This is a genomic window from Ferruginivarius sediminum (assembly GCF_003344765.1).
Classification (GTDB): Bacteria; Pseudomonadota; Alphaproteobacteria; order Kiloniellales; family Rhodovibrionaceae; genus Ferruginivarius; species Ferruginivarius sediminum.
In genome coordinates, this window is record NZ_QPMH01000014.1 from 87,902 (window position 1) to 101,161 (window position 13,260).

Annotated in this window: 9 protein-coding genes and 1 CRISPR repeat array; of the genes, 8 read left to right on the forward strand and 1 reads right to left on the reverse strand. The window is 66.3% G+C overall.

Annotated features, from left to right (window positions below; translation table 11 throughout):
• Positions 1-9: 9 nt before the first annotated feature.
• Positions 10-2,193, reverse strand: coding sequence for a CRISPR-associated helicase Cas3' (gene cas3, locus DRB17_RS14280; RefSeq protein WP_114582891.1), 2,184 nt, complete (start codon positions 2,191-2,193; stop codon positions 10-12).
• A 301-nt stretch (positions 2,194-2,494) separates the two neighbouring features.
• Positions 2,495-5,596: a CRISPR direct-repeat array (repeat unit 32 nt; unit sequence GTCGCACCCCGCGCGGGTGCGTGGATTGGAAC).
• Positions 5,597-5,682: 86 nt separating this feature from the next.
• Here cas3 and DRB17_RS14285 point away from each other — a divergent pair.
• The 8 genes from DRB17_RS14285 (at position 5,683) to DRB17_RS14315 (ending at position 13,202) form a co-directional block, all read left to right on the forward strand.
• The gene (locus DRB17_RS14285; RefSeq protein ID WP_114582892.1) at positions 5,683-5,988 is read left to right on the forward strand and encodes a hypothetical protein; all 306 of its coding nucleotides are present in this window, start codon (positions 5,683-5,685) and stop codon (positions 5,986-5,988) included.
• Positions 5,989-6,260: 272 nt separating this feature from the next.
• Positions 6,261-7,487: a reverse transcriptase domain-containing protein gene (locus tag DRB17_RS14290; protein WP_161958833.1), complete on the forward strand. Its 1,227-nt coding sequence runs from the start codon at positions 6,261-6,263 to the stop codon at positions 7,485-7,487.
• Positions 7,488-7,613: 126 nt separating this feature from the next.
• Positions 7,614-7,799, forward strand: a complete 186-nt coding sequence (locus DRB17_RS14295) for a hypothetical protein (protein WP_114582894.1) — start codon at positions 7,614-7,616, stop codon at positions 7,797-7,799.
• Positions 7,783-8,007 (forward strand): helix-turn-helix domain-containing protein, encoded by a 225-nt coding sequence (locus tag DRB17_RS14300; RefSeq protein ID WP_114582895.1) that lies wholly within the window; start codon positions 7,783-7,785, stop codon positions 8,005-8,007. Before DRB17_RS14295 ends, DRB17_RS14300 begins: the two co-directional genes overlap by 17 nt.
• Before the next feature lie 151 nt (positions 8,008-8,158).
• Positions 8,159-9,856, forward strand: a complete 1,698-nt coding sequence (locus DRB17_RS14305) for a tyrosine-type recombinase/integrase (RefSeq protein WP_114582896.1) — start codon at positions 8,159-8,161, stop codon at positions 9,854-9,856.
• The gene (locus DRB17_RS14310; RefSeq protein WP_114582897.1) at positions 9,849-10,931 is read left to right on the forward strand and encodes a site-specific integrase; all 1,083 of its coding nucleotides are present in this window, start codon (positions 9,849-9,851) and stop codon (positions 10,929-10,931) included. Before DRB17_RS14305 ends, DRB17_RS14310 begins: the two co-directional genes overlap by 8 nt.
• Before the next feature lie 112 nt (positions 10,932-11,043).
• Complete coding sequence (locus DRB17_RS19990) at positions 11,044-11,583, forward strand: hypothetical protein (protein ID WP_147274917.1); 540 nt, start codon at positions 11,044-11,046, stop codon at positions 11,581-11,583.
• A 152-nt stretch (positions 11,584-11,735) separates the two neighbouring features.
• Positions 11,736-13,202 carry a recombinase family protein gene (locus DRB17_RS14315; RefSeq protein ID WP_161958834.1) on the forward strand — a complete coding sequence of 489 codons (1,467 nt, stop codon included), beginning with the start codon at positions 11,736-11,738 and terminating at the stop codon, positions 13,200-13,202.
• Positions 13,203-13,260 lie beyond the last annotated feature (58 nt).

Genomic DNA, 13,260 nt, shown 5'->3' on the forward strand with positions numbered 1-13,260 from the left:
GCCTGTCGCTTAATTCATCATGCTGTCGATACTGAGATACGTCGGGTCCTCCGGGCACAGCCCGAGGTCGTCCTTGTAGAGGTCGCGGTTCGCCAGCACGCGATAGCCGGCGTTTCCTTTCGCGTCCGCGTGCAGCACCTCCAGCGCGCCGGCGGCGGCGAGGGCGTTGATCTCGCGCGGGTGAAGCTGGACCACGTAGGGGTCCAGGCCGCGGGCCAGCGCGCCCGGCGTTTCGCTCCACTTCAGCGCGTCGATCCGCTCTCGCGCCGTCTCGTCATAGGGCACGATCGCCGGCTCCATCGGGTTCTCGATGAACTTGAACTTCTCCGCCGCCTCGCGGAAGCGGACGCTGACCTTGCGCGGATGCTCGCCCAGCAGGTTCAGGATTCTCTTGGCATCCAGGCGCTCGCGTTCCAGCGCGTAGAGCCGCTGAAAGAAGGTGCGCTGGGCGGCGGGCGACATCGGGTCGTCGCCGCGGTCCAGGATGGCGCGGGCGCAGGCGATGCGGCGCTGCCAGTCCGGCAGGTTGCTCTCCCGCCCGGACGTAAAGACATGCAGCGTGCCGCGCGCCTCCCGCGCCTCGCGGTTGCAGCGGCCGGCGGCCTGCGCCAGGGAGTCCAGCCCGGCCAGGGCGCGGAACACCTCGGGGAAGTCTACGTCCACCCCGGCCTCGACAAGCTGCGTGCTGACCACCCGGCAGGGCACGCCGTCATCCAGCCGCTGGCGGATTTGCGCCAGGCGCTCGCGGCGGTGCACCGGGCACATCCGCGCGCTGAGGTGGAAGGTGCCGTCGTCCGGCGCCCGGTCCCGCAACGCCTGGAACAGCGCCGCCGCCTGCCGGCGCGTATCGACGATGCACAGCACCTGCATCCGCGCCGCCAGTTCGTCGGCCAGGGCGTCGTCGTCCAGCTTGCCGATCTCGCGCACGTCCACGCGGCGAAAGCGCTCGTGCAGGGCGTCGGGGTCCGGCGCGATCTCCGTCACCCCTTCGAAGCCATGCGGCATCCAGTCCTTGGAATACGTCAGCGCCGGCTGCGTCGCGGTGCAGAGCACAGCGCTGACCCGGTAGTTCGCCGTCAACTCCCGCAGCACCGCCATGCAGGGGCGCAGATAGTCGACCGGCAGCATCTGCGCCTCGTCCAGCACCACCACGGACCCGGCGATGGCCTGTAACTTGCGGCAGCGCGAGGGCCGGTCGGCGAAGAGCGACTCGAAGAACTGCACGTTGGTGGTCACCACCACCGGCGCGTCCCAGTTCTGCGCGTCCAGCTTCATCTTGTCGTGTGCCCGCCGCCCCTCGTCGTCTTCCTTGTCCGGATAGGGGTGGTTGCTGTGGTGCTCCAGCACCGCGTCGTCGCCCAGAACCTTGCGGAATTCCGCCGCCGTCTGCTCAATGATGCTGGTGTAGGGGATGGCGTAGATGACCCGGCGCAGGCCGTGCGCCCGGGCGTGGTGCAGCGCGAACAACAGCGAGGCCAGGGTCTTACCGCCGCCGGTCGGCACCGTCAGCGAGAACAGCCCCGGCCGGCGTCCGCCCGCCCGGCGGCAGGCGTCCTGGATCGCCCGCCGGTCGGGGTTCAGCCGGCTTTCCTTCCTGCTTGAAGCCAGTTCCGTCAGGTACGCCTCAAGCCGTTCGCGCAGCGCATCCAGCGTGACCGCGCGCCCCCGCCGCGCGCCCTTCTCCGGCTCGTAAAGCCGCTCGGTCGCCAGGTAGTCGGCATCGACCAGGCAGGAGAAGATCATGCGGATGAACAGGCTGAGCCCCAGATCCTTGTCCGCCGGGGCGAAGGGGAAATCCGGCGGCGTGTCCGGCAGCGTCAGGAAATCCACGTCGTACAGCGGCAGGTCGGCCCTGGCACAGCGCTCGTGCAGGTCCGCACTGTCGGGCAGGCCGGCATGGTGGCCCGCGACGGCATAGGCCAGCACGCGCCCCGCCAACCCCCAGCGGCGCACGGCCTCCCGCGCGCCGGCGGTGGAATGGTCCACCCGCGAGCTGTCGCCGCGCAGCCGGGCCTGGAAAGCCTCGCTGGTCTTGCCCAGGTCGTGCAGCAGCCCGGCCAGCCGCGCCCACTCGCCCAACCCGCAGGCCGCGCCCTTCTCGGCCGCCAGCGCGCCCACCGCCTCCAGATGCTCGGCCAGCGGCTCCCACTCGGCCTCTGGCCGGTCGTCGAGCGAGTGGGCATAAGGCGGCATGCGCGGATGGACCCGTCCGGTTTGCTTCTGACTCGAACAGTCGCTATTCTGCCGGTCAACTTCCAGTCGCGCAACCGCCCTCGCACACATTCGACGCGGCAACTTGCCACGCCGGCAGCCGCCGCGCGGACCCCAAGCACGCACGCAATCCCCGGCAGGTTCGCGCGGAGGCTAAGCCACTGAAATAACGGATTTTCCCTGCTGTCGCCACAGCACCCGAGCCCCCACGACACCGCCCCGGCAGGAGGTTCGCGCAAAACCCCGCATTTTCCCCGCCCACTCAACCGGTTACGCTCAGGGAGTCGCACCCCGCGCGGGTGCGTGGATTGGAACCCCGGACGGCGGCAGCGCGGGGACGGGTGCGACGCGTCGCACCCCGCGCGGGTGCGTGGATTGGAACAACGTTGCGGGCGCCTCCGCTGCGGCACCGGCATGTCGCACCCCGCGCGGGTGCGTGGATTGGAACGCCGCCGTGGTCCGTGACCTTATCTATCTAAACACGTCGCACCCCGCGCGGGTGCGTGGATTGGAACAAGGATCTCGCCGACGACGTCGAAAGCGCGATCCGTCGCACCCCGCGCGGGTGCGTGGATTGGAACCTTGGGCAAGGTTGGGAGTCGGGCGATCTGGCGGTGGTCGCACCCCGCGCGGGTGCGTGGATTGGAACGTCGATCAGATCCTTGATCTCGATCCCGGCATAGGCCAGTCGCACCCCGCGCGGGTGCGTGGATTGGAACGGCGGCTCGAAGCCGTCCGAAGCGATCTCGCAACAGTCGCACCCCGCGCGGGTGCGTGGATTGGAACCGCTCGTTGGGGTGCTCGTCCTTGTCCACGTTGTAGGTCGCACCCCGCGCGGGTGCGTGGATTGGAACTTACCCAGCTTGCGCCGCAGGCGCTTGAGCCACGTGTCGCACCCCGCGCGGGTGCGTGGATTGGAACGCGGTCTGGACATCGGCCGCGCGGTCAATCGCGAAGTCGCACCCCGCGCGGGTGCGTGGATTGGAACTTGATCTTGCCGGAGCCGCCATGTCCGCCACGGGTCGCACCCCGCGCGGGTGCGTGGATTGGAACAGCGGCTACGGCAAGACCACCGCGGCGATCTACGCGTCGCACCCCGCGCGGGTGCGTGGATTGGAACTCCAGAACCTGCGCGTTGTCTCGGAAGTGAAGCGTCGCACCCCGCGCGGGTGCGTGGATTGGAACGTCCGCGGGCTCCGGTGCTGGCGCCGGCGGCGCGGTCGCACCCCGCGCGGGTGCGTGGATTGGAACTGTCTCGTTCGCTTGGTCGTTCGTCTGGTCGGCGTCGCACCCCGCGCGGGTGCGTGGATTGGAACGTCTGACACCTCGGCGTCGAACACGTCGGCCCAACGTCGCACCCCGCGCGGGTGCGTGGATTGGAACACTCGCTGTGGACGCTTGTTGTCGAAGCTACGCTCGTCGCACCCCGCGCGGGTGCGTGGATTGGAACTCGCGCGTCCCCGACATCGGCGTCATCGTCCGGGGGTCGCACCCCGCGCGGGTGCGTGGATTGGAACTCCATCGCGAGGTGAACGGCCACATCCGGTCGCGAGTCGCACCCCGCGCGGGTGCGTGGATTGGAACGAGCGTCAGGCGGGAAGCCCATCGGGGCATGTGGGTCGCACCCCGCGCGGGTGCGTGGATTGGAACTCCGCCTTGCGCGCCAGCTTGTAGAACCAGTTCGCGTCGCACCCCGCGCGGGTGCGTGGATTGGAACGTGTTGGCGTTCGAATAGGTCGCACCAGCCACCTCGTCGCACCCCGCGCGGGTGCGTGGATTGGAACTGTGGAAGGGGCTAGACAAAGACACCATCGAACGCGTCGCACCCCGCGCGGGTGCGTGGATTGGAACATCACCACACCGCTACCAGCAGGATTGGCAATCTGTCGCACCCCGCGCGGGTGCGTGGATTGGAACGATAGGTCCGGGGCGTGCGTCGAGCCTCACTACTGGTCGCACCCCGCGCGGGTGCGTGGATTGGAACAGCGCGGCTCTCGGCGTATGGCAGGATCGCCCTAAGTCGCACCCCGCGCGGGTGCGTGGATTGGAACGACCTGAGACACGTCGACGACACCAATGTCGTCGGTGTCGCACCCCGCGCGGGTGCGTGGATTGGAACTCGGCTTCGCTCAGAGTCCGGTACTCGTGGCGCATGGTCGCACCCCGCGCGGGTGCGTGGATTGGAACGCCTTCGCCTGCTCGGCCTTGCGTGCGCGCTTCAGCGTCGCACCCCGCGCGGGTGCGTGGATTGGAACATGTTCAGGAGGTGCGCGGCGACGACACCCTGCGTCGCACCCCGCGCGGGTGCGTGGATTGGAACATCGCCAAGGCGAACTCCCTTGAAGGGGTCAACGACGTCGCACCCCGCGCGGGTGCGTGGATTGGAACATCCACAACAGGGTTTGGGTGCGGTACTGTTCGGGGGTCGCACCCCGCGCGGGTGCGTGGATTGGAACAGCGCGGCTCTCGGCGTATGGCAGGATCGCCCTAAGTCGCACCCCGCGCGGGTGCGTGGATTGGAACGTCTGCAGCGATCCTGTGCCAGTCGAGGTCGTCGGGTCGCACCCCGCGCGGGTGCGTGGATTGGAACACGTCGACGCCATTGTCTGACCACCCCAGGACTTGGTCGCACCCCGCGCGGGTGCGTGGATTGGAACTCTTGGCGGCCTCGGAACACGGCGCAAATTTCCATGTCGCACCCCGCGCGGGTGCGCGGATTGGAACTGGCGCTTGGGCGGCCTGCGGCAGATGATCGAGGGGTCGCACCCCGCGCGGGTGCGTGGATTGGAACTCCATGAGTTGCGCCGTGCGCCAGCCAAGAAACTCGTCGCACCCCGCGCGGGTGCGTGGATTGGAACGGATGCCCTGTTGTCCGCCGCACCACGTCCTGTGTCGCACCCCGCGCGGGTGCGTGGATTGGAACAATTCGTCCACAAGCAACGTCACCTTGCGGTCGGTCGCACCCCGCGCGGGTGCGTGGATTGGAACCTGCACGACCTCGTCGAGCTGATGCCGGGCTATGTGTCGCACCCCGCGCGGGTGCGTGGATTGGAACGGTGAAGCAGGTGTAGAGATGCTGGAGCCACGCCGTCGCACCCCGCGCGGGTGCGTGGATTGGAACCACAACCGGGTGCTGAACTGGGTGCCGGCGCAGCCGTCGCACCCCGCGCGGGTGCGTGGATTGGAACGTAAGAAGCGGTCACCGCCTTGAAGGCGAGCCGGTCGCACCCCGCGCGGGTGCGTGGATTGGAACAGGTGCGGCTGCTCCCAGCCTTGCAGGCGCAGGGGTCGCACCCCGCGCGGGTGCGTGGATTGGAACCTCTCGCTCGTGGTGGGTGACAAGCGGCTCGGGCGTCGCACCCCGCGCAGGTGCGTCGCCTGCAAAGCTAAGCTTGCCTCTTGCTTTGTCCCGCCTTGCTCGAACAGGCTACCCCGTACCAGATTACTGCTGTAGACAATCAAGGGGCATTCATGGCGGTGAAATTCAAAAAAGGCTCATCCAGCGACAAAACCAAGTCCGCACCGTACTCGGGAAGTGCACAAGTTTACGAGAAACAGTTATCGGTCCGCCTTCCCCTCCACGTTGTTCAAGATCTGAAGCAGCTGGCAGCGGACAAGAACACCACGCTGCGTGCCGTCGTCCTGGACGCCCTGACCAGCCATTACGGCCTGAACGTGGACGCGAACGAAAAGCAGGACAAGCGCCCGGCAGCCCGCAAACTCCAAGCCGAGCTATATCAAAAGCTGAAGCAGGGCGAGATATCCCTCGATACATAAGCTTGCCCGTCCGGGGGTAAAGGACAGGCCTGTGCAATCGATTGCACATCTGACTGCCGCTGAAGATAACAGCAGATTTCTAACAGTCTGTTCTCTGGCTTCAGAATAACCATCTTCCTGTGCAATCGATTTCACGCCTCTGGCATTCAAAAGATTAGACAAGCCTAGACTGCGCCTCCCTCGGCATGCCTGCGCTTGACAAGCGTGCCATCACGCTTAAAGGCGCGAGGAGGACGATTCCGACACCTGCACCAGGAAGGACGCGTCAGGCTATGCCCGGGAAGTTCGGCAACGCGAAGGTGAGCGCCAAGCACCGCCAGAAGGCGGCCAAGCTCCATGGTCGCCTGGGCCAGGCAGCTGCATGCGGCGACGTGGCGCGGACACGCGAGACCCGCAAGGCGTTCCTCAACAGCTTCTCCGCCCGGGCCGTCGCGGTGGCCGAGGCCGCCCGCAAGAAGGACATCAAGCTCACCTGCGCCGAGGCCGAGAAGCTGGCAAGTACGCTGGACCCCCGGATCGAACCCCAGGAGACGGTGCGCCTCACGTGGAAGGTGAAATCCGACCAGTCATACCGGCCGATTTTCCGCTTCGACCTCCGGCGCACGGCGCTCCAGCGCCTCCTGGCACACGCTATCCACGCGGAACACGATCTCCATCCCGGCCAGCACGGGGTGCCGGGCAAAGGCCGCAACGAGGCCATCCGCAAGGCCAAGGACTACATCGACGCTGGTTACAGCTGGGTCGTCTCGGCTGACGTGAAGAACTGCTTCGGCAGCCTGGACGCCCACGAAGTTGCTCACCGCCTGAACCTGCCTCATCAGTTCAGGCATATCCTCCTGCCGCCCTCCGGGGACCACATTGTCATTCCTCATGACAATGAAGGTAAGGCAGGGAAGAAGAAGGAGGTGGTCACGGGTCGGCTGCCGCAGGGTTCGGCCGCGTCCCCCGTTGCCGCAGCGGCGATGCTCGCGCCGGTATACGGTGAGCTGCCGGCGTGCATCGCTGCGCTCGGTTATGTCGATGACATTGCGCTCTTCTGCCAGAGCTACGGGGACGCGGTATCGGCTTACAATGCCCTGCGTGGTGCCCTCCAGGGGCACCAGGCCGGCCCTCTGCACCTGAAATACGGCTACGTCAGGCAGGCCCACGACGGGTTCCGGTTCCTCGGGTACTGGATCTGGTCGGACGTTCACGGGGCTCGTGCCCGCCCGACCGATGCAAAACTCGAAGACCTCGATCAGAAGCTCATCGCTTGTGATGCCGGCGGCGGCAAGGACCGCCGCACGGTTGCCCGCGACATTCTCCGGGGATGGCTGTCGGCCTTCCGGGAATGGGATCTCGACGAATACGGTATCACCGCGCTCGTCAACATCTGTAACCCGCATCTCAAGGCCGTCGATGTCGCAGCCATGGTTGCGTTCCACCTTGCCACGCCGCCGAAGGACCTCCCCACACACGGGGGTGCCCACTACGTGGATCTCCTCCAGCTGGCCGGGTGAGGCGTCGAACGCGGCCCCTGCACCGGCCCACGTCTCGGTTGTCCAGCTATCCCACCCGCATTGACGACCTCGTTGTCGCTGCTACGGGCCGCTTGAGAGGCACAAGCCGTAGCGAGCGGAGGAGCGATGGCACAGCCCGAACGCGACACCGGCGAGCAGCATGAGCAAACACATTCATCGTCCGTGACACGTTCCGCTGAGACGGAACAAAGCATGATCGCACTCGTGCGCCTGCTCGCACGCCAGGCCGCGCGTGACGCTGTCCAGCATCAAGCCGACACGGTGGACGACGACGATGCGTCGGACGAATAACACCCCCGAGCGCCTGCTCACCGTGGCCGAGGTCGCGGAGCTGCTGGCTGTCTCGCCGCGCCAGGTCCGCCGGTGGATCAGCTCCGAGGATCTCGCCGCCTACAAGCTCGGCAACCGGGTGCGGATCGCGCCGGCGGAGGTGCGCCGCTTTCTCAAGGCCCACGGCTCCATGGCCGGCACTGGCATTCCCTGTCTCGACGAGTCCTAGTCGATATGAACATTCGTGAGAACAGATCATAGTAATCGGGTTTGTTTTGTTAGTATCCGTTTTGACAAATTCGACACCATGGCAATCGGAGTCATGACGAGTCCTGCGCTGGCAGGCAAATGAGCGTCACGAGACCGAAAGGAGGCGCCTGATGGACGCACCGAACACCCTGGCCGACGTGCTGGACAGGGTCCAGACCGACACCCAGCTGACGCCGCGGGCGCGCCAGGACATGGCCTGGGCGATCCGCCACGTCGGCCGGGCCCTCGCCCGCAACCTAGCCGACATCCCGGCCAGCCCGCCGATTCTGAACAACCGCTTGAACGCCGTGGCGCCGGCCGCCGCCGGCATTTCCCGCAACAGCTGGGCAAATGCCCGCTCGCGATTGCGCAAGTCCCTGCACGTGACCGGCTGCTACATCGAGCCCGGCCGCCACAAGGGCGAGCTTGCACCAGCGTGGCAGGATCTCCTCGCCTGTATCGACGAACAGTGGCTGCGGCACGGGCTTTCTCGCTTTGCCCATTTCGCCAGCGATAACCAATGGGCGCCGCAGGAGATCGACGACAGCTACTTCGAGGCCTTCCTTGACGTCCTGGAGAACCGGTCGATCGCCCGCAACCCGGCGCGCACCTACCGGCGGGCCTGCGTGAACTGGAACAAGGCGGTCCGCGAGGTGCCGGGCTGGCCCCAGACAGAGATCACGATCCCGTGCCGGGACGACGGCTACACCTACGGCTGGGAGGACTTTCCCGCTGGTCTCCGGCAGGCAGTCGACGCCTACTTCAAGGCCCGCAGCGGGACGGATCCCTTCGTGGATGCCAGTCTGAGGCCGCTCGCCCCGCCCTCCATACAAGGTCAGCGTTTCCAGCTCCGGCAGTTCGCTTCAGCAGTCGTCCTCCGCGGCGCCGCCAGCTGCAATGAGCTGCAGGATCTTCCGGATCTCGTCCAGCCCGGCCGGGTCAAGGCCGGCCTGCGCTTCTTCTATGAGCGCAACGGCCAGCAGTTCTCGAGCCAGCTGACCCAGATCGCTAACGCCGTGCTCGGCGTCGCCCGCTACCTCGTCCAGCGCGGCGACATCGATCAGGCCACCTTCGACGCCGTGCATGGTGCCTACAAGGCGGTGGAGTACCGACCGCACGGCATGGCCGAGCGCAACCGCGAGCGCCTGCGCCCCTTCGCCGATCCAGAAAACGTCGCCAAGCTCCTGCACCTGCCCGACCGCCTGGTCGCGCAGCGCAACCGCAAGCACGTCACGGTGCGCGACGCCTACAGGGTGCGCTCGGCGCTGGCGATCGAGATCCTGCTGGTGCTGCCGCTGCGCATCCGCAACCTCGTCCAGCTGCGCATCGACGCGAACATCCACCGCACCCAGGCGAACGGCAAGGGCCGCACCTTCATCCACATCCCGGGCCTCGAGGTGAAGAATGGCGAAACCCTCCAGGTCGAGCTGCCGACGCGCACCGCGCAGCTGCTGGACCTCTACCTCACGCACTACCGCCCGCTCCTGGTGCGCGACAACGGCGACTGGCTGTTTCCCGGACAAAAGGGCGGGCACCAGCATATCGCGGCCTTCGGCACCTACCTGAAGAACGTGATCCGCCGCGAAACCGGCCTCGCGGTGCATCCGCATCTGTTCCGCCACATCGCCGCCAAGCTCTACCTGCGGGCCAACCCCGGGCAGTTCGAGGTCGTCCGCCATGTGCTTGGCCACAAGCGCCTCAAAACCACGGTGGACACCTACGCCGAGTTCGACAGCCATCAGGCGGTGGAGATGTACGACAAGCAGATCCTGGCGCTGCGCGAGGACCTCGTTGGCGCCGCCGGCGACAAGGGGGCAGATCATGGCTAAGCTAGGTGCCCGCAAAAGCCTGCGCCCCGAGCACTGGCCGGCGGCGGACCGGCAGGCGTGGGCGGTGGCCCGTACCCCCGGCGACATCTTCGAGCCCGGCGGCGGTGCCGCCAACTGGCGGCCGCAGACCGTCGCCAACTTCGAGAACGACTACGGCCTGTGGCTGGGCTGGCTCGCCACCAGCGGCCGGCTCGCGCCCGACAGCCGGCCGGGCGAGCGCGTCACCGAGGACGCGGTGGCCGCCTACATTGCCGACCTGCAGCCCATGCTGGCCCCGGCGTCGCTCGCCAACCGGGTGCGGCGGCTGTACACAGCGATGCAGCTCTTTGAACCCGAGCGGGACTGGGGGTGGCTGGCCCAGCTGAAGGCGCGCCTGCGGCGGGCCGAGAAGGCCACCAAGAGCAAGCCCGAGGCGCTCACCTCGCCCGGCCAACTGTACAAGCTCGGCGTTGACCTGATGCAGGACGGCGAAACCGCGGACGGCCTGCTGGCGCGCAAGCGCGCGGTGCTTTACCGCGACGGCCTCATCATCGCGATCCTGGCCGCCCGGGCGCCGCGGCGAAAGAACCTCGCCGGCATGCGGATCAACGTCAACGTGACGTGCGCGGGCGGGCATTACTGGCTCGTCTTCTCGGGCGCGGAGACAAAGCAAAAGCGGGCCAGCGAGCACCGGCTCCCGGCCGACCTGACACCGCGCATCGACCGTTATCTCGACCATCATCGGGCGGTGCTGGCGAACGGGCCTCACGAACCCGAGCCAGCCGACGCCCTGTGGCTCACCGAGTTCGGCGACCGGCTGAGCCCGATGGCGATCAACGTGATGGCGAAGACCCGCACCCGCGAAGCCCTGGGCGTCGCCATCCCGCCGCATCGCTTCCGGGATTGTCTGGCCACAGCCTGGGCCGTGGACCTCCCCGAGCACGTCACCCTGGCCGGGGCGATGCTCGACCACAGCGATCCCAAGATGACCGAGGACCACTACAACCAGGCGCAGCGGCACAAGGCGTTGCAGTGTCTCGCGCGGACGTTCGATGAACTACGGCGGCAAAAAAGCGCAGTAAAGGATGAGTACTGAAAAATCCCGGGTTGACTGCGCTACTAATTTATCTTAATAAATGCCTATAGCATAGGCATATATATGCTTGACCCCTTTCGTCATATGTTTCTAACCAGTGTTGGAGAAAGGCGTGCCGGACAAACATCTGATGATTGCTGTGGATTGGTATGGACCGTATATTAATATTTCAGATGCCAAAGAAAATGCGCGTAATGACTATGATGACGGTCTTTACATTTGCATCGGAAAACGCGCTCATGAGAGAAAGAGGCGATTACAGTATATCGGGTTAAGCGAGCGCCTATTTACACGATTATCAATTAACCACCACAAATTAAGTGACGTGGAGCGGGAGGTCGAGTTCTGGTTAGGGGAGATTGCCACTGCCGAGCCATCTGGACGGAAGTTAAAAGTAACCCGCCAGACTCTCGACATGACCGAGTGGCTGCACGCGCGGTTTTTAGAACTACCATTGAACAATAAAAAAAGAAAAGGGCTGCCATATCGTAGCGCCACTGTCCTTAACAGGTGGTGGAAGTGTGATTACGATAACCCAAGGCGTCGACGACCGCATTCGTCTTGGCCAGACCTAATTGACTATCCTGGATGTTCCTTACCAGTTCGCTTGGTTTGGTTTGGCCAAAAGCAGCGTATTATTTCTAATATTTAAATGTCGCACGACGACATTAAATCAGGCTGCATACCGCTTTAGGGGGCTCTGGGATTTCGTCTACCTCAACAACCTAATACCCTTGCGTCCATCTTTGCAGATCGCTACGGGCAATCCCAGACATTGCTGATCGAACGATCATGAGGTTCGACATGCGCGCCGCCATCTACGCCCGCTATTCGAGCGACAACCAGCGCGAGGCCTCCATCGCCGACCAGGTCGACACCTGCCGCCGCGTGATCGCGCGGACGGGCTGGCAGGAGATCGGCACCTACGAGGACCGCGCGATCTCCGGCGCGTCGGCCTCGCGGCCCGGCTACCAGCAACTGCTTGCCGACGCCGAGGCCGGGAAGTTCGACGTCGTGGTCTGCGAGGCCCTGGACCGCCTCGGCCGGCGCCTGGCCGACGTCGCGGCGCTGCACGACCAGCTCAGCTACCTCGGCATCAAGGTCCACGCCGCCAACGCCGGTGAGATCACGCCCATGCATATCGGCATGCTGGGGACGATGGCGCAGATGTACCTGGCCGACCTGCGCGACAAGACCCGGCGCGGCCAGCGCGGCCGCGTACAGGCCGGCCGGATCCCCGCCGGCCGCGCCTACGGCTATGATATCGTGGAGAGCGACGACGGCGACGGCGGCGCCCGCCAGATCAACCCGGCCGAGGCCGCGGTCGTCCGGCGGATCTTCGAGGCCTATGCCGCCGGCCACAGCCCCCGCCGGATCGCCCACGACCTCAACGCCGAGGGCGTCCCGGGCCCGCGCGGCGGGCGTTGGCGCGACACCACGATCCGCGGCCAGGTCGACCGCGGCACCGGCATCCTCAACAACGACCTCTACGTCGGTCGCGTGGTCTGGAACCGTTGCTCCTACGTCAAGAACCCGCGCACCGGTCGGCGCGTCGCCCGGCCGAACCCGCCCGACCAGCACGAGGTCGTCCAGGTGCCGGCGCTGCGGATCGTCGACGACGCGCTCTGGAACCGCGTCAAGGAACGCCAGAACGCCCTGCACTTCACCGTGCAGCGCGATGACAGCGGCAATGCCCTGAACCGCGCGCACCGGCGCCGCTTCCTGCTGTCGGGGCTGCTGGTGTGCGGCCACTGCGGCGGGCGCTACACGATCATCGGCGTCGACCGCTACGGCTGCGCCACCCGCCGCAGCCAGGGCACCTGCCAGAACAACCGCACCATCACCCGCCAGGAGATCGAGCGGCGGGTGCTGGACGGCCTCAAGGACCGCCTCCTCGCCCCGGACATGGTCGAGACCTTCATGCAGGCCTATCAGGATGAGCTTAAGCACGCTCAATGCGCCGCCGACGCGGACCGCGAGCGCCTCGAGGCGGAGCGCGCCGAGATCCAGGGCAAGATCGACAACATCCTTCAGGCCATCGAGGCCAACCCCGAGGCCCGTACCCTAGCCAGCCGTCTGAACGAGCTGGAGACGCGTCTGGCGCAGATCGACGGCGAACTGGAGAGGATGCCCGAGCCCGAGGCGGTGGAGCTGCATCCCAACGCCGCCCAGGCGTACCGGCGCAAGGCCGAGGACCTGCAGTCCGCGCTGGAGGATCGTAACCGGCCGGTCAGGGCCGCCTTGGCATCTGACGTTCGCCGCTTAGGCTGACGTTGGTAGCGACGTTGTTACTGACGTGAGCAAGGCGGGAGCGGCTGGATGCGGCAGG